The organism is Amycolatopsis iheyensis, assembly GCF_024703995.1.
Lineage (GTDB): Bacteria > Actinomycetota > Actinomycetes > Mycobacteriales > Pseudonocardiaceae > Amycolatopsis > Amycolatopsis iheyensis.
On record NZ_JAMXQV010000005.1, the window covers coordinates 13,306 to 33,323 of the forward strand.

Annotated in this window: 22 protein-coding genes; 12 read left to right on the forward strand and 10 right to left on the reverse strand. The window is 71.6% G+C overall.

Annotation, left to right across the window (positions count from 1 at the left end; all coding sequences use genetic code 11):
- Positions 1-39: 39 nt before the first annotated feature.
- Both M8542_RS12215 and M8542_RS12220 read left to right on the forward strand, forming a co-directional pair.
- Positions 40-216 (forward strand): CsbD family protein, encoded by a 177-nt coding sequence (locus tag M8542_RS12215; protein WP_257920215.1) that lies wholly within the window; start codon positions 40-42, stop codon positions 214-216.
- Between the two features lie 351 nt (positions 217-567).
- Positions 568-927 (forward strand): TetR/AcrR family transcriptional regulator C-terminal domain-containing protein, encoded by a 360-nt coding sequence (locus tag M8542_RS12220; protein WP_257920216.1) that lies wholly within the window; start codon positions 568-570, stop codon positions 925-927.
- 396 nt (positions 928-1,323) lie between these two features.
- Here M8542_RS12220 and M8542_RS12225 read toward each other — a convergent pair whose 3' ends face one another.
- The 5 genes from M8542_RS12225 to M8542_RS12245 all read right to left on the reverse strand — a co-directional run bounded on the left by M8542_RS12225 (position 1,324) and on the right by M8542_RS12245 (position 6,230).
- A complete protein-coding gene (locus tag M8542_RS12225) occupies positions 1,324-2,379 on the reverse strand; it encodes an alpha/beta fold hydrolase (RefSeq protein WP_257920217.1) in 1,056 nt (351 codons plus the stop codon).
- Between the two features lie 11 nt (positions 2,380-2,390).
- Positions 2,391-3,650 (reverse strand): esterase/lipase family protein, encoded by a 1,260-nt coding sequence (locus M8542_RS12230; RefSeq protein WP_257920218.1) that lies wholly within the window; start codon positions 3,648-3,650, stop codon positions 2,391-2,393.
- Between the two features lie 674 nt (positions 3,651-4,324).
- Positions 4,325-4,780: a hypothetical protein gene (locus M8542_RS12235; RefSeq protein ID WP_257920219.1), complete on the reverse strand. Its 456-nt coding sequence runs from the start codon at positions 4,778-4,780 to the stop codon at positions 4,325-4,327.
- A 37-nt stretch (positions 4,781-4,817) separates the two neighbouring features.
- Positions 4,818-5,828: an RluA family pseudouridine synthase gene (locus M8542_RS12240; protein ID WP_257920220.1), complete on the reverse strand. Its 1,011-nt coding sequence runs from the start codon at positions 5,826-5,828 to the stop codon at positions 4,818-4,820.
- A gap of 15 nt (positions 5,829-5,843) precedes the next feature.
- Positions 5,844-6,230: a DUF5313 domain-containing protein gene (locus M8542_RS12245; RefSeq protein ID WP_257920221.1), complete on the reverse strand. Its 387-nt coding sequence runs from the start codon at positions 6,228-6,230 to the stop codon at positions 5,844-5,846.
- Between the two features lie 56 nt (positions 6,231-6,286).
- Between M8542_RS12245 and M8542_RS12250 the strand changes: the two genes are divergently transcribed.
- From M8542_RS12250 to M8542_RS12260, 3 genes are all read left to right on the forward strand, one after another.
- The gene (locus tag M8542_RS12250; RefSeq protein ID WP_257920222.1) at positions 6,287-6,724 is read left to right on the forward strand and encodes a MarR family winged helix-turn-helix transcriptional regulator; all 438 of its coding nucleotides are present in this window, start codon (positions 6,287-6,289) and stop codon (positions 6,722-6,724) included.
- A 99-nt stretch (positions 6,725-6,823) separates the two neighbouring features.
- On the forward strand, positions 6,824-7,705 hold the full coding sequence (locus M8542_RS12255; RefSeq protein WP_257920223.1) for a TIGR03854 family LLM class F420-dependent oxidoreductase: 882 nt from the start codon (positions 6,824-6,826) through the stop codon (positions 7,703-7,705).
- A 75-nt stretch (positions 7,706-7,780) separates the two neighbouring features.
- Complete coding sequence (locus M8542_RS12260; protein ID WP_257920224.1) at positions 7,781-8,251, forward strand: hypothetical protein; 471 nt, start codon at positions 7,781-7,783, stop codon at positions 8,249-8,251.
- On the opposite strand, the gene M8542_RS12265 is transcribed toward M8542_RS12260, so the two are convergent.
- Complete coding sequence (locus tag M8542_RS12265) at positions 8,248-9,762, reverse strand: MDR family MFS transporter (protein WP_257920225.1); 1,515 nt, start codon at positions 9,760-9,762, stop codon at positions 8,248-8,250. The genes M8542_RS12260 and M8542_RS12265 overlap by 4 nt on opposite strands.
- 125 nt (positions 9,763-9,887) lie before the next feature.
- Between M8542_RS12265 and M8542_RS12270 the strand changes: the two genes are divergently transcribed.
- Positions 9,888-11,048 carry a DUF1015 family protein gene (locus M8542_RS12270; protein ID WP_257920226.1) on the forward strand — a complete coding sequence of 387 codons (1,161 nt, stop codon included), beginning with the start codon at positions 9,888-9,890 and terminating at the stop codon, positions 11,046-11,048.
- Here the strand turns inward: M8542_RS12270 and M8542_RS12275 are convergent.
- Both M8542_RS12275 and M8542_RS12280 read right to left on the reverse strand, forming a co-directional pair.
- Positions 11,045-11,971: a squalene cyclase gene (locus M8542_RS12275; RefSeq protein ID WP_257920227.1), complete on the reverse strand. Its 927-nt coding sequence runs from the start codon at positions 11,969-11,971 to the stop codon at positions 11,045-11,047. The genes M8542_RS12270 and M8542_RS12275 overlap by 4 nt on opposite strands.
- Positions 11,971-12,477: a DinB family protein gene (locus M8542_RS12280; RefSeq protein ID WP_257920228.1), complete on the reverse strand. Its 507-nt coding sequence runs from the start codon at positions 12,475-12,477 to the stop codon at positions 11,971-11,973. The genes M8542_RS12275 and M8542_RS12280 overlap by 1 nt, the downstream gene beginning before the upstream one ends.
- A 55-nt stretch (positions 12,478-12,532) precedes the next feature.
- Here M8542_RS12280 and M8542_RS12285 point away from each other — a divergent pair, with 55 nt between their 5' ends.
- From M8542_RS12285 to M8542_RS12295, 3 genes are read left to right on the forward strand one after another with little or no spacing between them, the layout of a single operon-like run.
- Entirely contained in the window at positions 12,533-13,612 is a 1,080-nt protein-coding gene (locus M8542_RS12285; RefSeq protein WP_257920229.1) for an ATP-dependent DNA ligase, read from the forward strand.
- The gene (ligD, locus tag M8542_RS12290) at positions 13,609-14,613 is read left to right on the forward strand and encodes a non-homologous end-joining DNA ligase (RefSeq protein ID WP_257920230.1); all 1,005 of its coding nucleotides are present in this window, start codon (positions 13,609-13,611) and stop codon (positions 14,611-14,613) included. Before M8542_RS12285 ends, ligD begins: the two co-directional genes overlap by 4 nt.
- A gap of 1 nt (position 14,614) precedes the next feature.
- Positions 14,615-15,061, forward strand: a complete 447-nt coding sequence (locus tag M8542_RS12295; protein ID WP_257920231.1) for a GNAT family N-acetyltransferase — start codon at positions 14,615-14,617, stop codon at positions 15,059-15,061.
- A 4-nt stretch (positions 15,062-15,065) separates the two neighbouring features.
- Here M8542_RS12295 and M8542_RS12300 read toward each other — a convergent pair whose 3' ends face one another.
- Positions 15,066-15,350 carry a hypothetical protein gene (locus tag M8542_RS12300; RefSeq protein ID WP_257920232.1) on the reverse strand — a complete coding sequence of 95 codons (285 nt, stop codon included), beginning with the start codon at positions 15,348-15,350 and terminating at the stop codon, positions 15,066-15,068.
- 69 nt (positions 15,351-15,419) lie between these two features.
- On the reverse strand, positions 15,420-16,424 hold the full coding sequence (locus tag M8542_RS12305; protein ID WP_257920233.1) for a CobW family GTP-binding protein: 1,005 nt from the start codon (positions 16,422-16,424) through the stop codon (positions 15,420-15,422).
- Between the two features lie 438 nt (positions 16,425-16,862).
- On the opposite strand from M8542_RS12305, the gene M8542_RS12310 reads away from it, so the two are divergent.
- From M8542_RS12310 to M8542_RS12320, 3 genes are all read left to right on the forward strand, one after another.
- Entirely contained in the window at positions 16,863-18,017 is a 1,155-nt protein-coding gene (locus M8542_RS12310) for a nitric oxide synthase oxygenase (protein ID WP_257920234.1), read from the forward strand.
- A 109-nt stretch (positions 18,018-18,126) separates the two neighbouring features.
- The gene (locus M8542_RS12315; RefSeq protein WP_257920235.1) at positions 18,127-18,633 is read left to right on the forward strand and encodes a flavodoxin domain-containing protein; all 507 of its coding nucleotides are present in this window, start codon (positions 18,127-18,129) and stop codon (positions 18,631-18,633) included.
- A gap of 77 nt (positions 18,634-18,710) precedes the next feature.
- Entirely contained in the window at positions 18,711-20,006 is a 1,296-nt protein-coding gene (locus tag M8542_RS12320) for an MFS transporter (RefSeq protein WP_257920236.1), read from the forward strand.
- Positions 20,007-20,018 lie beyond the last annotated feature (12 nt).

The following is a 20,018-nucleotide window of genomic DNA, read 5'->3' on the forward strand; positions in this document are numbered from 1 at the left end:
GTCCACAAGGGACGGTAACGGCGCCGGAGGAGCGAAGACATGTCGTTGGGCGACAAGATCGGGAACAAGGCCGAAGACTTCGGCGGCAGGGCCAAGGAGACGGCGGGCAAGGTCACCGGCGACGACGAGCTGCGCGCCGAAGGCCAGGCCGACCAGGTCAAGGCCGGAGTCAAGGACGCGGTCGACAAGGTCAAGAACGTCCTGAAGAAGGACTGAGCCCGCCCGGGAGACCGGTGGCCGTCGCGGCAAGAGGGAGCGCGCCGGTCACCGCCCGGGGATGGCGGCGGCGCATCGCGGATCGGGCCGGTCCGGCTCGGGGGAGGGCGACCAGGAAGCCGGTGAGCGCGAGCAGCCCCGTCACCCCGAAGTTGACCAGCCGGCGGGCGCGGAACGGCTGACGATGCGCAAGCTCGCCGAACGGCTCGAGGTGACGTCCACCGCGCTCTACTGGCACGTCGCGACCAAGGAAGACCTGCTCGACCTCGCGCTCGATCACGTCGTCGGCGAAGTACCGGTGCCCCCGCCCGGCCCGGACTCCGGACGCTGCTCGTCGGCTGGCGCGCCGCGATGCTCGCCCATCCGTGGTCGCCCGCTCTGCTCGGCCGCCCGCTGCTCGGGCCCAACGTGCTGGCGCGTACCGAGGTCATCCAGGCGAAGCTCGTCCAGGCCGGGCTGGCCGAGCTGGAACTCGCGGCCGCGACCCGCACCCTGGCCGGCTTCGTGCTCGGCGCGTCGCTGGCGGACGCCACCTGGCACCGGCTGGATGACCCGTCCGCGATCGCCAAGGTCCGCGCGCACATCCTCGATTCCGCCGAGCGCTACCCGACCCTGAGCACGTCCGGGTTCGTCGATGCCGGGTGGCCGGACGACGAGCTGTTCGTCTTCGGACTCGACCGGGTGCTCGACCGGCTTCTGGCCAGAACCTGATCGCGGCGGGCTCGCCGAACTCGCGAACCCGTGGCACATCTGCCCGGAGACAAGGCCGAATGCGGTGAGGTAGTCGGCGCGAGCGCGGCCGTGGTTCCACCCGAACCGCCGCTTTGCCGTCAACTCCGCGGTCCGCCGCCCGGATTACCGACCCGACGTTGCTCGATGCGGCGTCAGGACTCCCTGACCGCTTCGGGCAGGGGCACCGGAGTGGCGCGAAAGCGGGCTGGCGCCACCCCATACGAGCGGCGCAAGCCGCGTATAACGACCTATGCGACGAGGCTGATGTGAGCAGCACATGGGTGAGGAAGCCAGAAGGTCGGTAGTGGCGTCGCGCCTGCGACAGCCCGTGGAACCGATCGTGATCCTGCCAAGGCGGCGGATGGCGGTGTCGGATCAGCCCTTGGCCAACCCGTCGAGCAGTGCCGCTGAGAATTCCTTCGGCTTCTCGATGTGCGGGCTGTGCCCGGTGTCTGCGATGACCACCTCGCGGTAGTGGCCGCCCGCCGCGGCGTAGCGGTCGAGGACGGCTCTGGTCTGGGTGACCATCGGCTGCGCGGGGTGGGTGGCCTCGCCCGGCCAGCCGGGCACCGCGCCTAGCCGGCCGAGGTGGGCGAGGTCGAACATGGAGGTGTCGGACACGATCTGGTCGTCCGCTCCCCGCACCCAGAGGATCGGGGGCTTGCGCTCGATCGCGTCGAGGTCGTCGAGGCGGAAATGGCCGGGCGCCATGGTGTTGAGCACGCCACGGGTGCCCGGCGCGACGCCCGGCCACGCGTCGGTCGTGGTGAAGTCGCCGGGGTAGTGGTCGTCGCCGACCCGGGTGGTGAGCATCGATTCGACGAGATCGTCGAGGCGGGCGGGGTGGAACGGCGGTTTGACGTAGAAGGCCAGTAGCACCTGCCGCGGGGAGAACGGCGACTCGTCGGAGGTGTCGCCGTCCTTGAGCCGGGTGACGAAATCCGGGTTGCCGCCACCGCCGCCCGATCCGGCGCCCGCGGCGTCGACCAGCTCGCCGTCCGCGCCCTTGGTGCCGCCGTAGCCGTAGGGCGAGACCGGGTTGACCAGTGTCACGGTGCGCGCGAGCGCGGGGTGCTCGCGCAGCAGCTGCAGGACCACGCCGCCGCCCATGCTCCAGCCGACCAGGTGCGCGGCGCCGACGTCCAGCGCGGCCAGCGTGGCGATCACGTCGTCGGCGTAGTCGCGCACGCCCCGCGTCGCGTCCACCGGCAGCGGGTCGGTGCCGCCGAATCCGCGCAGGTCCACCGCGATCGGGCGGTACCGCCGCGGCAGGTCGAGCATCGATTCCTGCCAGAAGGCCGAGGACGAGATGTTGCCGTGGACGAACACGACCGGTTCGCCGTGCTCGCGGCCGGCTACTTCCAGCACGTGTGTGGTCAGCCGATCGGTCGGCACCTTCGCCGAAGTGATCCCGTCGAGGAGTGTGGTCACTGTCGTCCCTTTCACGCCAGCCAGCTCGTCACCTGGGACATCGACGCCGACGCCCAGCCCAGCTGCAAGTGGTTCACCGAACCGATCAGCGCCGTCGCGGCGAGGTGGCCGATGCCCGTGCTGTTCAACGCGCTGGTCACGAACACGATGCCGTCGCTCGGGCCGCGGTTCTCGTTGAACACGCCGACGATGGTGGGTGAGCCACCGGCCAGCAGGTACACCGAGACGCTTGCCGGGGTGCCGGCGGACTGGATGGTGGAGATCATCGACCCGGCGTCGATCGCGGCCTGGATGCCCGTCCCGTCGGTGTAGAAGCCCTGGCCGCCGTAGTAGGTCGTGTACCAGTCCTGCTGCGAGCCGTCGACGCCGAACGTGCTGTCGAAGCGGGCCAGCATCTGCCGTTGCCCGGGGTAGGTGTCCCAGCCGGCGGTGGGGGTGATCGACAGTTCCGGGTGGTAGGTGTACGCGCCGTAGCAGGTCATCCTCGTGTGCGGGCTCGGCGCGTTGATGCTGACGCCGCACTCCGGCCAGATCGACAGGTCGTGCGCGTAGCCGTGCGCGAACGGGTAGTCGTAGCCACCGTTCGGCCCGCCGAGGGTGATCAGCTTGCGCACGTCGCCGGCGTAGGCCCGTCCCCACGGGGGCTTCACCGAGGACACGTACATCCGGGTGGACAGCTCGCCCTTGCTCCAGCCGACCAGGTCGACCTGGCTCACGCCCAGCCGTGCCTTGATCAGCGCGATCGCGTCGCCGACCTGCTGTGCCTGCTGGCGGTTCTCGCCCTGCTTGTGCGCGAAGCCGATGGCGAACACCCGGTACCCGCGCGAGCCGAGGTACTGCATCAGCCCGGTCGACGGGCACGTCGCCGAACCGCACCCGAAGCCGCCGGACTCGTTCGGATTGGCCCAGGCCCGGTCGGGATTGTCGTTGGCACCGTGGACCAGCAGCACCGGCGTGGCCTTCGCGCCGGTCGACCAGCCGGGTGCGGAGTACAGCAGGAACCGCGACGAGGACGGCTGCGCCACCCCGCCGAAGAAGGTCAGCCGCTGCCCGTCCTGGTTGCCCCGTCCGTCCGGCGGATACTGCTCGTCGGCGAATCCCGGTGTGGTGTCGCGGTAGCGCTCCACCCTGTCCCACCCGTTGGCGACGGTGCCGAACGTCGCCTCCTTGGTCAGGTAGGCAGGATCGGCGGCGGCAACCGGCAAGGCCGGCGCGGCGACCTCCACACCGACGACGATGGCGGCAACGGCCACCAGGCTGAGCAGGCGCACGACGGGCTCCTCACGACACCGGGGGAACTCCGCAACTATCGGCCACCGGGCGAGCCGGGGCAATGTGCGCCGGCCACGTCCCGCGCGCCTCGGACATGGTCGTGGGCACCACGGGCAGCACCTTCCGGATATCGCCGAGCCGCTCGACTGGTTCGCGGATCTAGTCCTTGGTCAGCCGCTTCGCCTTCGGCTTGACCCTTATGCGCGCTCTTCGCTTCGGCCTGTCGGGCTCGGGTCTCGGTGATCCTTCACGTGACGGGGTGCACGACGGCTCCGGGTTCGAGCGCAGGGCGGTGGCGCTCCGGTGCACGATCGCATACGACGACGCGCTTCACGCCGGCAGCGATCGCGGGATCGACGTCAAGGTTCGGCTGCGTCGCGTAGAGGGTGTCGACGGTGTTGTGGAGCCGGTGGGGGCGAAGCTCGTGCGTGCCAGTTGTCTGGGAGTGGCAGGAAGCCAGGCCGTCTACACGCCGTCACGCGTCCGGCCCGGATCGACCCCAGCCAGCCTCAGTCGGCATACAAACGCAGGTCAGGCCCTATCTGGCTGCGAAAGGTGCCAGCGGGGGACGGTCTCCCAAGTTCTGGCACAAATAGGCGAGAGGGGATCTTCAAGCCGTGTCGCCTCGGTGTGACGCGGGCTTGAAGATCCCGCCGGGACCCGATCGGCTGCGTCAGCAGGCGTAGTGGATGCTCGTGAAGCCGACGTACAGCGAGCCGTAGTCCCGCAAGCTCTCGCTGATGTCCACGGTCGAGCCGCCGCCGCCGACCGTGTTGCTGGCCCAGAGCGGCTCGCCGCCGCTCGTGTACACCACGAAGTTGCCATCACCCTGGTAGGTGGCGTAACTACCGGGCCACCCATTGGTGTTGGACGCCCAGCACACCTTCCAGCCGGCGCCGGGCCAGTACTCGACCAGGTTGCCGTCCGTCTGCATTCTCAGGATGAAGTTGCCGCCCGCGGAGTCGAGGTAGTCGTCGGGACCCAGCACGTCACCCCTGAAGAGGGAGTGGCCGTGGTAGGTCGCGGGGCGCGCCGGAGCGGCGTTCGCGGTCGCCGTCGTCAATGGAGTCATCAGCAGGGCGCAGAGCGCGGCGATTGCCGTCATCCGGGTGATCAGCGTCTTTCGCATGAGCTATCCCCTTCGGTGGTCGACGCAGCGGGAGGCGTCACGACTCCCGGTGCGGTTGCCAGCCTTGCGAGGGCGCTGGCGCTGCGGCAAGCCTTTCGACGGTCGTCGAACCGGTGGGCGGCGCCGCCCACGCGTCGAGGTCGTCCCACGCCGACAGCCGCCGGGTGCTGGTGAACCGGCGGGGCGTGCCGGTGACCGGGTCGTCGAACGCGAGCACCTTTGCCAGCAGCTGCAACGGTTTCGTGAAGTCGCCGAGGGGTTTTTCCCGCAGCTGGGGGTAGAAGTCGTCGCCGAGGATCGGGATGCCGAGGCCGCTCAGGTGCACTCGCAGCTGGTGCGTCCGGCCGGTCGACGGCGTCAGCCGGTAGCGGCCCAGGCCGGCGCGGTGCTCGATCAGCTCGACGAGCGTCTCGGCGTTCGGCTCGCCCGGCACCTCCTGCGCGGCCAGCACGCCGCGGTCCTTGACGATCCGGCTGCGCACGGTCCGCGGCAGCGCCAGCGCCGGGTCGTGCCGCGCGATCGCCTCGTATTCCTTGTGCACCTTGCGGTCCCGGAACAACGTCTGGTACTTGCCGCGCAGCTCCGGCGTGCTCACGAACATCACCAGCCCCGCGGTGACCCGGTCGAGGCGGTGGGCGGGGGACAGCTGCGGCAGGTCGAGGTCGTGGCGCAGCCGCACGAGCGCCGTCTCGAGGATGTGCTGCCCGCGCGGGATGGTCGCGAGGAAGTGCGGCTTGTCGACGACCAGCAGGTGCTCGTCGCGGTGCACCACGGTGATCTCGAACGGCACCGGCACCTCGTCCGGCAGGTCGCGGTGGAACCAGATGAACGAGCCAGGCTCGAAGGGCGTTTCGACGCCGAGCGGGCCGTCGATGCCGTGGATGCGTTCTTCGCGGAGCATCTGCTCGATGCGTTCGGGTGTGACGCGGGGGAGCCGGTCGACGAGGTGTGCCAGCAGTGTAGGCCAGTCGCCATCGGCGGGCAGTTTCAGCCGGGCGGGGTCGAGCCCGTGGCGGGGCGGGATCGGCGGCCGGAGCTTGCGTCTCATCGCCCCCGACTGTAACTAACCGCCGGTGCGGTAGCGCGCGATGTAGCGGGCGGTGGCCTCGGCGTTCTTCACCGCGGCGGCCCGGGCGCGCACCTGCCGGCCGGTGTGACGCGGGAAGCCCTGCCGGCCGAGCCGGTGCTCGACGCTCTCGTCCATGTACGCGCACGAGTAGAAGTACGCGACGAGGGCGGCCATCAGGACCAGCGACAGCCGCAGCCCGATCGAGACGGGCACCAGCAACCACACCAGGCACAGCGGCGCGATGCCGACCGAGCGCTGCAGCACGTACCGGGCCCGCCAGTGCTTCGACGTCGCGTCGTGCAACACCCACTCGTTGTAGCGCTCGGGCAGCCGGACGCCGACCGCGTAGCCGAACCAGCGGAGCACACCAGGTCGTTCCATGACGTCCAGAGTACACTAATGATTAGCACACTAATCGTTAGTGTTAGGATCACGACATGATCGATCTGGGCGAGGACCCGCTGAAGCTCGACCGGCAGGTGTGTTTCGCGTTGTCGGTGGCTTCGCGCAGCGTCATCGGCATCTACCGGCCGCTGCTGGAGCCGCACGGGCTCACCCACCCGCAGTACCTGGTGATGCTGGCGCTGTGGGAGCGCTCGCCGCGGTCGGTGAAGGACCTGGGCACGAGTCTGCGCCACGAGCCGGCGACACTGTCGCCGCTGCTCAAGCGGCTGGAAGCACTCGGGTACATCACGCGCGCCCGCAGCCGTGAAGACGAGCGGCAGCTGACGGTGGAGCTGACCGGGAGCGGGCGCGCGCTGCGGGCGGAGGCGGAGAAGATCCCGTACCAGGTGGTCGAGACGCTGGGGATGGACGTCGCCGAGCTGGAGGCGCTGCACGCGGTGCTGACCCGGGTCATCGACGCGACCGCGTAACGGCGACGAGTACCAGCGGCTGCACGGGATCCGAGGCCCCGGAATGCCGCGCCGCCCCGCGCGTTGTCCTCTAGGGGGACCGACTCGTCAGGGGGCAGGGTGCTGAAGATCAGGCTGGGTGTCGCGCCGGCGGCGGGGACCGGGCCGGCGGAGTTCGCCGGGCTCGCGCGGCGGCTCGAGGACGCCGGGGTCGACTCGCTGTGGCTGTCCGAGCTCGTCTACTCACCCGAGGTCGACCCGATGATCGGGATGGCGCACGCGCTCGCGCGGACGTCGAAGCTGAAAGTCGGCACCGGCGTCGCGATCCTGCCCGGGCGGCATCCCGTGCTGGTCGCCAAGCAGCTGCTCACCCTGGCCGGGCTCGCGCCGAAACGCGTGCTGCCCGTCTTCGGCCTGCGGCCGGCCCGGGAAGCCGAGCACGACCTCTTCCCGGTGCCCGCCGGCCGGCGCGCGGCCGTGTTCGACGAGTCGCTCACCCTGCTGCGGCGGCTCCTGGAGGAGGACGAAGTCTCCTTCGACGGCGAGTTCTTCCACGTCGACCGTGTCCACCTCGGCCCACGCCCGGGCAAGCGCCTCGACGTCTGGCTCGGCGGGACGGCTCCGGCGGCACTGCGCCGGGCGGGCCGCCTGGCCGACGGCTGGCTCGGCAGCTTCCACACCCCGGCCCAGGCTCGCGCCGCGCGCATCGCCATCCAGGAGGCCGCCGCCGAGGCGGGCCGCGAGATCGAAGAAGACCATTTCGGGCTGAGTCTCGTGGTGGCGGACCAGGGGATCCCGGCCGAGCTGGCCGCGATCGCGGCCAGCCGGAGCGCGGGGGCGCCGGTGGCGGACCTCATCGCGACCAGCTGGGCCGACGCGCGCCGGCTGGTCGAGCGGTACATCGAAGCCGGGCTGTCGAAGTTCGTCATCCGGCCCGGCCACGGCGGCTTCGACGCGTTCCTGGAGAAGTTCCAGGCCGAGCTGGTGCCCCTGCAGAACTGAGCCGATCGGGTGAGCCGCCTCAACGCGGAGCGGGGCCGGGGCGTGTTCGCCGTGAACCCGATCGGAAGGACCGGAATGCGCAGACTCGCGACCATCCTCGGAACCACGGCGATGCTGGCGGCGGTGACCGCCGGAGCAGCCGAAGCCAGGCCCACGTCGTTCAGCGCCAAGGTGGTGCACGGCGCGGGCACCGGCGCCACGGCCGGGGCGCTCACCGGCGGGATGAGCTGGTCCAGCTCCTTGAAGTCCGTGACGCTGTCGAACGTCAAGCTGACCGTGCGGGCCGGTGAGTGCGTCAACTTCCGGATCACCGGCCGCCAGGGTTCGGCGGTCGTCGCCGGCCCGAAGTCGTACCCGCCGGCCGACCACGGCGGCAGCTACTGCACCGACACCGGCTACACGTGGTCGTTCGGGACGATCGGCCTGACATCCGCCGCCCGCGGCGGGATCGAGTACGTCGACTTCTCCATCACCGACTACACCCACACCCTCGCCGGCTGGACCACCTGCGACCGCGACGCCGCCTGCACCGGCGCCGACCACTAGAACTCGAGCTGCTCCGCCTTCCGCGGCATCAGCAGCAGCGCCACCACCGAAACCAGGGCGACCACCAGCAGCCCGATGAACACGTAGTGCGTCGCCTCCGCCAGGGCGCCGCGCACGAAGGTCGCGACCGGCGAGTCGTCGTGCCCGTCCAGCACGACACTCGCCGCGTCGACCGACGGCGGCAGGTGGCCGGCCACCTCCGCCGGTGGGGCGGCGAACCGCGAAGCCAGCGTCGCGTTGGCGATCGCGCCGAAGACGGCCACGCCGACCGCGCTGCCCAGCGACCGGCTGAACAGGTTCGTCGCGGTCACCACGCCCCGGCGGTCCCAGCCGACCACCGACTGGATCGCCACCAGCGTCGGGCTCGACGTCAGGCCGAGGCCCACCCCCAGCACGAACGCCGCGGCGGCCGCGAACCAGAGTGACGACGACGCGTCGAGCAGCGCCACCAGCGTCCCGCCGCCGATGATGAACACGCTGCCGATCAGGGCCGTGTCACGGAAGCCGATGCGCAGGTAGATCTTGCCCGCCAGGGACGCCGAGAGCGGCCAGCCGACGGTCAGCGCCGCCACCGCGAACCCGGCGACCAGCGCGCCCGCGCCGAGCACCCCCTGGGCGTAGGTCGGCAGGTACGACGTCAGCCCGAGCAGGACCGCGCCCACCACGACCGCCAGCAGGTTGCCGCCCACCAGGATCCGGCGGGTGAACACCCACAGCGGCAGCACCGGCTCGGCGGCCCGCTTCTCCACCAGCACGAACACGGCCAGCAGCAACGCGCCCATGACGAAGATCGCGACGCTCGGCACGGACCCCCATGCCCACGCGACGCCGCCTTCGAGCAGGCCCAGGATGACCAGCGAGCAGCCGATCGTGAGCAGCGCGGCGCCGGTGTAGTCGACCTTGTGGGCCTTGCGCTCCACCCGCTCGGCGAAGTTGCGGTGCAGCATCAGCGCTGCGATCGCGCCCAGCGGCAGGTTGATGAAGAAGATCCAGCGCCAGTCGAGGTACTCGGCGAACACGCCGCCGAGCGTCGGGCCGACCACCGACGCGATGCCCCACACGCTCGCGACGTAGCCCTGCACCCGGGCCCGTTCCTCCACCGTGTAGAGGTCGCCGATCACCGTCATCGACATCGGCTGGATCGCGCCGGCGCCGATGCCCTGCACCGCGCGCGCCGCGATCAGCACCGGCATGCTCCACGCGGCCCCGCACAGCACCGAGCCGACCAGGAACGCGGCGATCCCGAAGAACATCACCGGACGGCGGCCGAGGACGTCGGCGAACTTGCCGTAGAGCGGGACGGTGACCGCCTGGGTCAGCAGGTAGATCGAGAACAGCCACGGGAACTGGGAAAACCCGCCGAGGTCGCGCACCACCGAAGGCACGGCCGTCGCGATGATCGTGCTGTCGAGGGCGACCAGCGCGGTGCTGAGCATGACCGCGAGCAGCACGGGACCGCGTTCCGACCGGAACCCGACCCCCTTCACGCTGGTGGCGGCGGGTGTCGTCATCGGCGATGTGCTCCTCGGGTTCCCCATGACCGGACTCAACTACTTTGCAGTCCTAAGCATTCCATCCGGCGGTGCGCCACCCCAGCGAATTTCCGTCACAGTCTTCTGCGCGGAAGATGGGTGGGATGAGCGACTGGATCCGGCCGATCGGCCAGGGGTGGGTGGTCCGCGACGCGGTGCCGGGCCCCGACGTCGACGAGTTCGCCGAACCCGACCGCGTGGTGGCCGCGCTGGCCACACCCGGGGCCGCGGACAGCCTCCTGGCCGTGCAGCACCCGGCGCGCACGCCCGCGGCGCTGGCCCGCGGGCTCGGCCTGGCCGACGCCGTCCCGGTCGCCCGGGCGGTGCTCGAACGGCTCCGCAAGCGCCACTACCGGCCGGTGCGCGAGTTCGTCGCGCCCTACCGGATCGAGGGGCCCGACGGAGTGGCGCTGGGCTTGCTCTGCCTGGTCGACCCGGCCGCGGTGACCGACGACGGCGCCGCGCGGGTCCGGCACACCGAGGACGTCTACCCGGACGTCGTCGCCGAGCGGGCGGCCGTGCTGGCCGGCCTGGGCTGCGCGACGAGCGCGGCGCTGCTCGTCCCGGCCGCCGACGGGGACCTGCTGACCGAGCAGGTCGAACGCGCCTGCGCCGGGCTGGGCCTGCCCGATCTGTCCACTTCGGACGCCGCCGGGCGGCGGCACGACCTGTGGGTGGTGCCGCCCGGTGCGTTGCAGAACCGGCTGCTGGCCGCGGTCGTCGGCGCCGACCTGCTGGTCGCGGACGGCAACCACCGCGTGGCGGCGGCCGCCGCGGCCGGCCACGGCGCGTTGCTCGCGCTGGTCACGGCCGGTCCCGAGCTGCGGATCGGGGCGATCCACCGGGTGCTCACCGGCACCAGGCTCGGCCCGGAGGACCTCGTGTCACGCTGGTGCGCGGCCGGGCTGGACGTCCGGTACGACGAGCACGCCGTGCCGGTCCCGGGCGAGGTCGTCGTGCGCGCGGGCGCGGCGGTGCTGCGGATCCCGCTGCCCGCGCCGGACGGGCCGTCGCCGGTGATCGACCACGAGGTCGTCGAGCGGGTCCTGTTCGCCGAGGCCCTCGGCGTCGACCCGGACGGGCCGTGCGTCCAGCCGCTCCCGGCGGGCCGCCCGGCGCCGTCCGACGCCGATGCCGTGGTCCTGCTGGCGCCGGTCCGGTACGCCGACGTCCTGGCCGTGCACGCGGCCGGGCGGCGGATGCCGCGCAAGGCCACGTACTTCACGCCGAAACCACGCAGCGGGCTGGTCCTGGCCGGGCTTTAGCCCCGGGCGTCCCACCAGTTCAGGACCCGGGTCGCCGAGAGCGTCAGCCACTTCGACGGCTCACCCGCGGGGACGTCGACGTCGAACCACACGCGGCCCGGGTCGTCGGCGGCCTGGAGCCAGGTGCCGTCCGGTTGCCGTGCCGCGCGGATCAGCTCGATCGCTTCGGCCAGGCGCGGGTCGGGCCGGTCGGCCGCGCGGAAGTGGTCGGCCGCGTTGAGCGCGGTGAACCGCCAGCGCGTCGGGGACGAGAACGCGCCCACGCCCGGCACGATCGGCTCGCCGGTCGAGAGCCGCCGCAGAAGCCGGCGCTCCAGCAGGTACTCCTCGCCCGCCAGCCGTGCCGCGCGGGCAGCGGTCGTGCCGCCGGTCGCGGTCTCGTACGCGAGCAAGCCCTTCACCGAATTGAGCGTCGAGTGGACCGACGAGCGCGTCGACCCTTCGACCCACTCGCAGTTCCAGCCGCCGTCGGGCAGGCGGTGCTCGACGAACCACGCGGCGATGCCCTCGACGTCCGCGCCCAGCCAGAGCCCGTTCATGAGGGTCCACGCGTTGATGCAGCAGTCGACTTCGCCGCCCCAGTAGGGCAGGTCGTCGTACTCCCAGCGGCTGTGCTCGGCCAGCCGGGCGGCCGTGCCGGCCAGCACCGAGGCGTCGACGCCCCATTCACGCAGCGAGTTGAGCGTCCAGGTCGTGGCCGTCCAGGGCTGGGGCTCGTCGCCGCGGAAGCCCGCCGGGAAGAACGCGCCGCCCGCCCACTGGCCGTCCGGGTCCTGCAGCGCCAGCAGGCGGGCGCCGAAGCCCTCGGTCGCGACCCGCGCGCGGGTCGCTTCCCACGTCGACGGCGGCTCGCCCGCCAGGTCGCGCTCCACCTGCCAGCGCAGGGCCGGATCGGAGTCGCGCAACCAGGCAAGCAGGTCCACTACGCCCCCGTGACGCCGTCGATCGCTTCGCGGAGGAAGTCCGCGTGGCCGTTGTGCCGGGCGTACTCGTGGATCATGTGCAGCATGACGAGCCGCAAGGAGACGTCCTCGCCCCAGCGCGCCTGGTGGCCGGTGACGTCCAGCGACTCGGCCGCCTCTTCGATCTTGCGCGACTGCTCGACCTCGGCCTGCCAGGCTTCGAACGCCTCCGCGCGCGTCGACGAGCTCGCGTCGTAGGCGGCCTGGAAGTCGCCCTCGGCCGACCACCGCAGCGGGACGTCCTCGGCGTTGATCACCCGCCGGAACCAGGTGCGCTCCACTTCGGCCATGTGCCGCACCAGACCCAGCAGCGACAGCGTGGACGGCGGGCTCGACGCGCGGCGCAGGTCCTCGTCGGACAGTCCGTCGCACTTCATGGCGAGCGTGGCGCGGTGGAAGTCGAGGAACGTGCGCAGCATTTCGCGCTCGCCCCCGACCAGCGGTGGTTCGGGTCGTTCGGTGGTCACCGGACAGTGTCTATCACGCCCCGGAATGTCGTACCGGTGATTTAAGCTCGCCGACGTGGACTTGCCCGTGATGCCGCCGGTGCGGCCGATGCTCGCGAAAGCCGTGCACGAGGTGCCTCGTGACGCGGGGCTGCTCTACGAGCCCAAGTGGGACGGCTTCCGCTGCATCGTGTTCCGCGACGGCGACGAAATCGAGCTCGGCTCCCGCAACGACCGCCCGCTGACCCGGTACTTCCCGGAGCTGGTGGAGCTGCTGGCGGCCGCGCTGCCGCCGCGGTGCGTCGTGGACGGTGAGATCGTGCTGGTCACGCCGGCCGGGCTCGACTTCGAGACGTTGCAGCTGCGCCTGCACCCGGCGGCGTCGCGGGTGCGCAAGCTCGCCGAGGAGACGCCGGCCAGCTTCGTCGCCTTCGACCTGCTGGCCCTCGGCGACACCGACCTCACCGAGACGCCGTTCCGGGAGCGTCGCCGGCAGCTCGAAGCCATCCTGAAGACCGACGCCGAGGGGCTGCAGCGGGTCCACCTGACCCCGCTCAGCGACGACCCGGCGCAGGCGGAGGACTGGTTCACCCGGTTCGAGGGGGCGGGCTTCGACGGCGTCATGGCCAAGCCCGCCGACCTGCCTTATGAGCAGGACAAGCGGGTGATGCTGAAGGTCAAGCACGAGCGCACGGCCGACTGCGTGGTGACGGGCTTCCGCTGGCACAAGGACGGCGTCGGCGTGGGTTCGCTGCTGCTCGGCCTGTTCGACGACGAGGGCGTGCTGCACCACGTCGGCGTGGCGAGCAGCTTCACGAAGGCGCGGCGCGCCGAGCTGGTCGAGGAGCTGGCGCCGCTGCGGGAGAACGCGCTGGAAGGCCATCCTTGGCGCACCTGGGCGGAGTACGAGCCCGATCCGGCCCGCAAGCCGGGCGCGAACAGCCGGTGGGCGCCGCAGAAGGACTTGTCGTGGGAGGCGTTGCGTCCCGAGTGGGTGGCGGAAGTCCGTTACGAGCACCTGCAGGGCGGCCGGTTCCGCCACGGCGGGCGGCTGGTCCGGTTCCGGCCCGACCGCACGCCGGAGTCGTGCACGTACGCCCAGCTCGACGAGGCGCCGCCCGCCGAGCTCGCGAAGCTGTTCGGGGAGGCCCGATGAGTGAAGCGCTACTGCTCGACGTCGACGGCGTCGAAGTCAAGATCAGCAGCCCGGACAAGGTGTACTTCCCGGAACAGGGCCAGACGAAGCTCGACCTCGTCGAGTACTACCGCGCGATCGCCGGGCCGCTGCTGGCCCGGCTCGGCGGGCGCCCGCTGCTGCTGGAGCGCTACCCGGACGGCGCGGGCGGCAAGAACTGGTTCCAGAAGCGCGTGCCCAAAGGCGCGCCGTCGTGGCTGAGCACCACCGTCGTCTCGACCCCGAACGGCACCACGAGTGACGCATTGGTGGCGAAGGACCTCGCGCACATCCTGTGGGCGGTGAACCTCGGCTGCCTCGGCTTCCACGTCTGGCCTTACCTCGCGGACACCCCGGAGGTCACCGACGAGCTGCGCGTCGACCTCGACCCGTCGCCCGGCATCGGGTTCGACGAACTGCGCGAAGCGGCGGTGCTGACCAAGGAGTTCCTGGCCGAGCACGGCATCGAGGGCCACTTGAAGACGTCCGGTTCGCGTGGGCTGCACCTGTACGTCATGCTCGAACCGCACTGGGACAGCTTCCAGGTGCGGGCCGCGGCGGTCGCGCTGGCGCGGGCGCTGGAACGCCGGCACCCGGCCAAGATCACCGCGCAGTGGTGGAAGGAAGAGCGCGGCTCGCGTGTGTTCGTCGACTTCAACCAGAACGCGCCGCACAAGACGGTGTTCGGCACCTGGTGCGTGCGGCCGCGCGTCGGCGGCCAGGTGTCCACGCCGATCGGCTGGGACGAGCTCGACGGCGTCGAGCCGGACGCGTTCACGCTGAGCACCGTGCCGGCCCGCGTCGCCGAGCGCGGTGACCCGTGGGCGGGCGCGGGGGAGCGGCCGCAGTCGATCGCGCCGCTGCTGGAAATGTCCGAAGCAGACATGGCGAACGGGTTGATGGACGCGCCGTGGCCGCCGGTGTACCCGAAGATGCCGAACGAGCCGCCGCGGGTCGCGCCGAGCCGGGCGAAGAAGGCCTGAGGTGGCCACCGTCGCGGAGTGCCCGGCCGACGACGGGCTGCTGATCGCCCTGCTCACCGCGATGACGGCGGAGCTGGTCGTGGTCTACGACCTGCCGCCGGACGTGCGCCCGCGTCCGCTGGACCCGGCGAGCCGCTACCTCCTGGCCCGCGACGGCCCGCGGGCGATCGGCTGCTGCGCGGTCGAGCCGGTCGCGCCGGGCGTGTACGAGCTGAAGCGGATGTTCGTGGCGCCGGACCTCCGCGGCACGGGCGTGTCGAGCGCGCTGGTGGCGGAGTCCGAGCGGCTGGCCCGCAGCGACGGCGGCGTGCGGCTGCGGTTGGAGACGGGCGTGCGGCAGCCGGCGGCGATGCGGCTGTACGAACGCGCGGGCTACCGGCGGGTGCCGAACTTCCCACCGCACGAAACCGATCCGGAGTCGGTCTGCTACGAGAAGCAGCTCGCCTAGGCGGTCATCGGAGGCCCAGGTCGAGGCTGAGCTGGGTCACGTCTTCGGCCGCCGGGGCCAGCCGGACACCGGCCGGGGGCGCCGGCAGCGTCGCGACGCAGGCCGGGCACGGCGCGAGCTCCGACGTCGTCAGGTCGACCGGCTTCCAGCTGCGTGACTCGCGCTCACCACACGCCGAGCGGCGGTAGCGGAGATCGCCGGAGCGGGTCATGAGGTGCGCCAGGGGCACCTCTTCGGGCAGCACGCCGACCAGGTACCAGCGTGGTGCGCTCACCTCGGTGGTCGTCATGGCCGCCAGTCTCCGTCGCGGGTGGCGGAACCCGAGCGCATTTGCCGATCTTCGGCGTGGCGGCGCGCCTCAGGCTTCGTCGGGCAGGTAACGGAGGATGTGCAACATCCCGCGCTCGTCGACCACCGACGGGTCCGGCGCCACGCACGCCTCGAGGTCGGCGAGCAGAGCGCCGGAGTCGATGCCCGCGCCGATCAGCACCAGCTCGGTGCGCCGCGGCGGGCCGGCCGGCCAGGCCGACCGCTCGAGCTGCACGAACCCGCCGACCGTGTGCAGGTGGAAGCGCGAGCCGTCGCCGAAGTCCGCCTGCCCCTTCATCCGGTAGAGCCCGGCCGGCCGCCGCTCCAGCCAGTCGACGAACGCCCGCGGCGCCAGCGGTGTCCCGGCGGTGAAGGTGACCGTCTCGTAGCGGGCGTGCAGGTGCTCGGAGTGGTCGTCTTCGCGCAGGTCGTCGAACGACAGCTGGCCGACGCGCTCGCCGCGGGGCTCGGGGTCGAAGAAAAGCCGCGGGTCGACGCGGCCGTGCTCGGTCACCAGCAGCGGCCGGCCCGGCGCGAGCTCTTCGACGGTGGCGGTGACCTTGGCCAGCGCGTCGGCGGGCACCCGGTCGGCCTTGTTGAGCACCACGAGGTCGGCCAGCCGCAGGTGGTCGGCCAGTTCGGGGTGGCGCTCGCGGGCGGCGTCGAACTCGGCGGCGTCGACGACCTCGGCGAGGCCGCCGTAGCGGATGTCGGGGTTCTCGCTGGCGATCATCAGCCGGATCAGGTCGCGCGGCTCGGCGATCCCGCTGGCCTCGACGACGATGACGTCGATCCCGGCCTCCGGCGCCGAGAGCCGGCCCAGCATCGCGTCGAGCCCGCTCGCATCGACGGCGCAGCACAGGCACCCGTTGCCGAGCGAGACCATCGTGTCGACCTGGCCGGCGACGGCGAGCGCGTCGACGTTCACCTGGCCGAAGTCGTTGACCACGACGCCGACCCGGGCGCCCTCGCGGTTGGCGAGCAGGTGGTTGAGCAGCGTCGTCTTGCCCGCGCCGAGGAACCCGGCGACGAGGACCACGGGGATCCGGCTCACGAAACGTCCCTCCTCTGCCGATCACCGCGACTCTAACGCCGCGCCCGGGAGGCGCATACACGGGGGAGCGCGACCGGAGAAGACCGTTCGTCGAATGCCCACGAAAAGACGCAGACGCCTCGCGAAGAATGGATCTTGTCGATTCGAGAAGTCGTCGTGATCGACGGTGAGAAATGCGCTGCGCCATGTCCGAATGACGCTTGGTGACAGATTTTTCCGCCGGGTTTTCCCAGCGAGCGACGCATTTCCGGGTGGTCGCGGAAGTCGGTCATGAGCGAAGGATTGCGCCGCGGTGAGTGCGGTGTACGCTGCCCGGCCTGGCCGGAGATGCGGATTTCGCCCCCATCTCCGGCCTGACCCGTTGACGACGAACATCGGAGGAAACGTGGATCTTCGCGCCGGGACGCAGATCACGAATTCGGAGAGTGGGGGCGCGCGATGACGGTTACACCCGAGCGGGTGACACCGGCGGTGTCGCTGAACCACCAGCGCGTCTCGGGGGAGCAGGACGTCAATTCCGCGGAAGCGGAGGAATTCCTGGACTTGATGTTCGCCGAGGGCGCGGCCGAAGAGGGCGCGCGGTTCGAAACCCGGCTGGCGCGGGTCCGCGCGGAAATCGCGGAAACGGGCACCTACACCCACACCCCCGCGGAGCTCGCGTTCGGCGCGCGCGTCGCCTGGCGCAACTCGGCCCGCTGCATCGGCCGGCTGTACTGGAACAGCCTGCGGATCCGCGACCGGCGGAAGGCCGCCGGCGCGGCCGCGATCGCCGACGAATGCGTCACCCACCTGCGTCAGGCCACCCGCGCCGGCCGGATCCGCCCGACCATCACGATCTTCGCGCCCGACACCCCGGCCGCGCCGGGGCCGCGGATCCACAACGAGCAGCTGATTCGCTACGCCGGGTACCGCTTCGAAGACGGTTCCGTGCTCGGCGACCCGCGCCACGCCGAGTTCACCGAGCGGGTGCGAAGACTCGGCTGGCGCCCGCCGGAGCGAAGAGGCTCCTTCGACGTCCTCCCGTTGCTGGTCGAGGCGGTCCCCGGCGAGCCGCGGCTGTTCACCCTGCCCCCGGACGCCGTGCTGGAGGTCCCGCTGACCCACCCCGACCACCGCTGGTTCGCCGGGCTCGGACTGCGCTGGCACGCCGTGCCGGCGATCAGCAACATGCCGCTGGAGATCGGCGGCGTCACCTACCCCGCCGCGCCGTTCAACGGCTGGTACCTCGGCACCGAGATCGGCGCCCGGAACCTGGCCGACGAACAGCGCTACGACCTGCTGCCGGTCATCGCCGAGCTGATGGGCCTGGACACCGCGTCCGAGCGCACGCTGTGGCGCGACCGGGCGCTGGTGGAGCTGACGCTGGCGGTGCAGCACTCGTTCGACGCCGCCGGGGTGACGATGGCGGACCACCACACCGAGTCGCGGCGGTTCCTGTCCCACCTGGACCGCGAGGAGCGGGCCGGTCGCCGGTGCCCGGCCGACTGGAGCTGGCTCGTGCCGCCGCTCTCGGGCGGGCAGACCGCGGTGTTCCACCGGTACTACGACCCGCCGGATCCGGCGACCCGGCCGGCGTTCCTGTCACCGGACTGAGCCGCGGGGAGTGCACCGGGGCCCACGGAGAGCAACGTGCGAGCGCCCGTATGGCGGATCGTGCCCGGCCCATGGCGCAGTACCGCGCGGCAAGGCCGACAATGGGGGCATGACCGCAGTCCTCGTCGCCTACGCCGGGCGCCACGGCGGAACCCGGCAGATCGCCGAGGTCATCGCCGCCGAGCTCGGCGAAACCGGCTTGAGCGTGGACGTGCGCGACGCCGCCGACGTGGCCGGTGTCGCGCAGTACGGCGCGGTCGTCGTGGGCAGCGCCCTGTACTACCACCGGTGGCGGCCCGAGGCCGTCCGGTTCCTCGAGCGCAACGCCCGCGCGCTCGCCGAGCGTCCGGTGTGGTTGTTCCACAGCGGACCGTGCGGCCCTGGCGCGGCCACCCACCAGGTCAGCCTGCCGGCCAACGTGGCGCTGCTGGCCGCCCGCATCGACGCGGAGCGCACCGCCACCTTCGGCGGCCGGCTCGACCCGGCCACGGTCCGCGGCCTGATCCCGCGGCTGATGGCGTCCGGACAGCGCGCCGGCGACTTCCGCGACTGGGACCGGATCAAGGCGTGGGCGCGCGACGTCGGCCGTCGCGTCCGGACCCGCGTCGCGCTGTGACCCTTGCCCGTGCGGGGTCGTGGGTGCTAGACCAGCCCTGAGGTCTTCCGGTGAGAAACCGACGGGACGGGGCAAACGTGACGGATCGGCAAGCGGGGCCCACCCCAGCCAAGAAAGCGCTTACCGCGGATCAGCGCAACAGTTTCCTCGCGGCGCTGCTCGGCTGGAGCATGGACTCGTTCGACTACTTCCTGGTCGTGTTCGTCCTGGCGGACATCGCCAAGGACAAGTCGTTCGGCGCGACCGCGACGCAGCTGGCGTTCATCACCACCGCGACCCTCGTGATGCGCCCGGTCGGCGCCCTGCTGTTCGGCCTGTGGGCCGATCGGGTCGGCCGGCGGGTCCCGCTGATCGCCGACGTCCTGCTGTACTCGGTGGCCGGCCTGCTCTGCGCGTTCGCGCCGAACTTCACCGTGCTGCTGGTCCTGCGGTTCGTCTACGGCGTCGGCATGGGCGGCGAGTGGGGCCTCGGCGCCGCGCTGGCCATGGAGAAGATCCCGGTGGCGCGCCGCGGGTTCTTCTCCGGCCTGCTGCAGGTCGGCTATTCGATCGGGTACCTGCTCGCCGCGCTGGCCTACCTGCTGTTCCACTCGGCGCTGGGCCTCGAATGGCGCTGGATCTTCGTGCTCAGCATCTTCCCGGCGCTGATCAGCCTGCTGATCCGGGCGCGCGTGCGGGAGTCCGAGGTCTGGGAGGCCACCCGCGAGAAGCTGCGCGTGACCCGGACGTCGGTCAAGGACGTGCTGCTCAACGGCAAGGTGATCCGCCGCTTCGGCTACCTGATCCTGCTGATGACCGCGTTCAACTGGATGAGCCACGGCACCCAGGACGTCTACCCGAGCTTCCTGAAGGCCCACGAGAACGGCGGCGCCGGGCTCAGCGCGACGACGAGCACGTGGATCGCGGTCCTCTACAACGTCGGCGCGATCATCGGCGGCCTGACGTTCGGCACGCTGTCCGAACGCCTCGGCCGCCGCCGGACCATCGTCACCGCGGCGGTGCTGGGCCTGCCGGTGATCCCGATCTTCGCGTTCGACCACGGCGCCGGGATGCTCGCGCTGGGCTCGTTCCTGATGCAGGTCATGGTGCAGGGCGCGTGGGGCGTGATCCCGGCGCACCTGACGGAGATGTCCCCGGACGCGATCCGCGGCTTCTACCCGGGCGTGACCTACCAGCTGGGCAACCTGCTGGCCGCGCTGAACCTGCCGATCCAGCAGGCCATCGCCGAGTCGCACGGGTACACCTCGGCACTGCTGTGGACGGTGGTGCCCGGCCTGGTGCTGGTGGCCGTGCTGACCGCGATCGGCAAGGAGGCCAAGGGGATCAGGTTCGGCGAGTCGGCGGTCGCGACGGCGCCGGCGGGCGCGAACTAGCGATCGCCCGGG

Bases quoted from the DNA above. Each gene is read 5' to 3' on its own strand.
- ligD (WP_257920230.1), top strand. From the start codon at position 13,609: ATGAGTGAAGCGCTACTGCTCGACGTCGACGGCGTCGAAGTCAAGATC.
- M8542_RS12245 (WP_257920221.1), bottom strand. From the start codon at position 6,230: ATGGAACGACCTGGTGTGCTCCGCTGGTTCGGCTACGCGGTCGGCGTC.
- M8542_RS12270 (WP_257920226.1), top strand. From the start codon at position 9,888: ATGAGCGACTGGATCCGGCCGATCGGCCAGGGGTGGGTGGTCCGCGAC.
- M8542_RS12250 (WP_257920222.1), top strand. From the start codon at position 6,287: ATGATCGATCTGGGCGAGGACCCGCTGAAGCTCGACCGGCAGGTGTGT.
- M8542_RS12310 (WP_257920234.1), top strand. From the start codon at position 16,863: ATGACGGTTACACCCGAGCGGGTGACACCGGCGGTGTCGCTGAACCAC.
- M8542_RS12240 (WP_257920220.1), bottom strand. From the start codon at position 5,828: ATGAGACGCAAGCTCCGGCCGCCGATCCCGCCCCGCCACGGGCTCGAC.
- M8542_RS12220 (WP_257920216.1), top strand. From the start codon at position 568: ATGCTCGCCCATCCGTGGTCGCCCGCTCTGCTCGGCCGCCCGCTGCTC.
- M8542_RS12235 (WP_257920219.1), bottom strand. From the start codon at position 4,780: ATGCGAAAGACGCTGATCACCCGGATGACGGCAATCGCCGCGCTCTGC.
- M8542_RS12265 (WP_257920225.1), bottom strand. From the start codon at position 9,762: ATGACGACACCCGCCGCCACCAGCGTGAAGGGGGTCGGGTTCCGGTCG.
- M8542_RS12260 (WP_257920224.1), top strand. From the start codon at position 7,781: ATGCGCAGACTCGCGACCATCCTCGGAACCACGGCGATGCTGGCGGCG.
- M8542_RS12215 (WP_257920215.1), top strand. From the start codon at position 40: ATGTCGTTGGGCGACAAGATCGGGAACAAGGCCGAAGACTTCGGCGGC.
- M8542_RS12300 (WP_257920232.1), bottom strand. From the start codon at position 15,350: ATGACGACCACCGAGGTGAGCGCACCACGCTGGTACCTGGTCGGCGTG.
- M8542_RS12315 (WP_257920235.1), top strand. From the start codon at position 18,127: ATGACCGCAGTCCTCGTCGCCTACGCCGGGCGCCACGGCGGAACCCGG.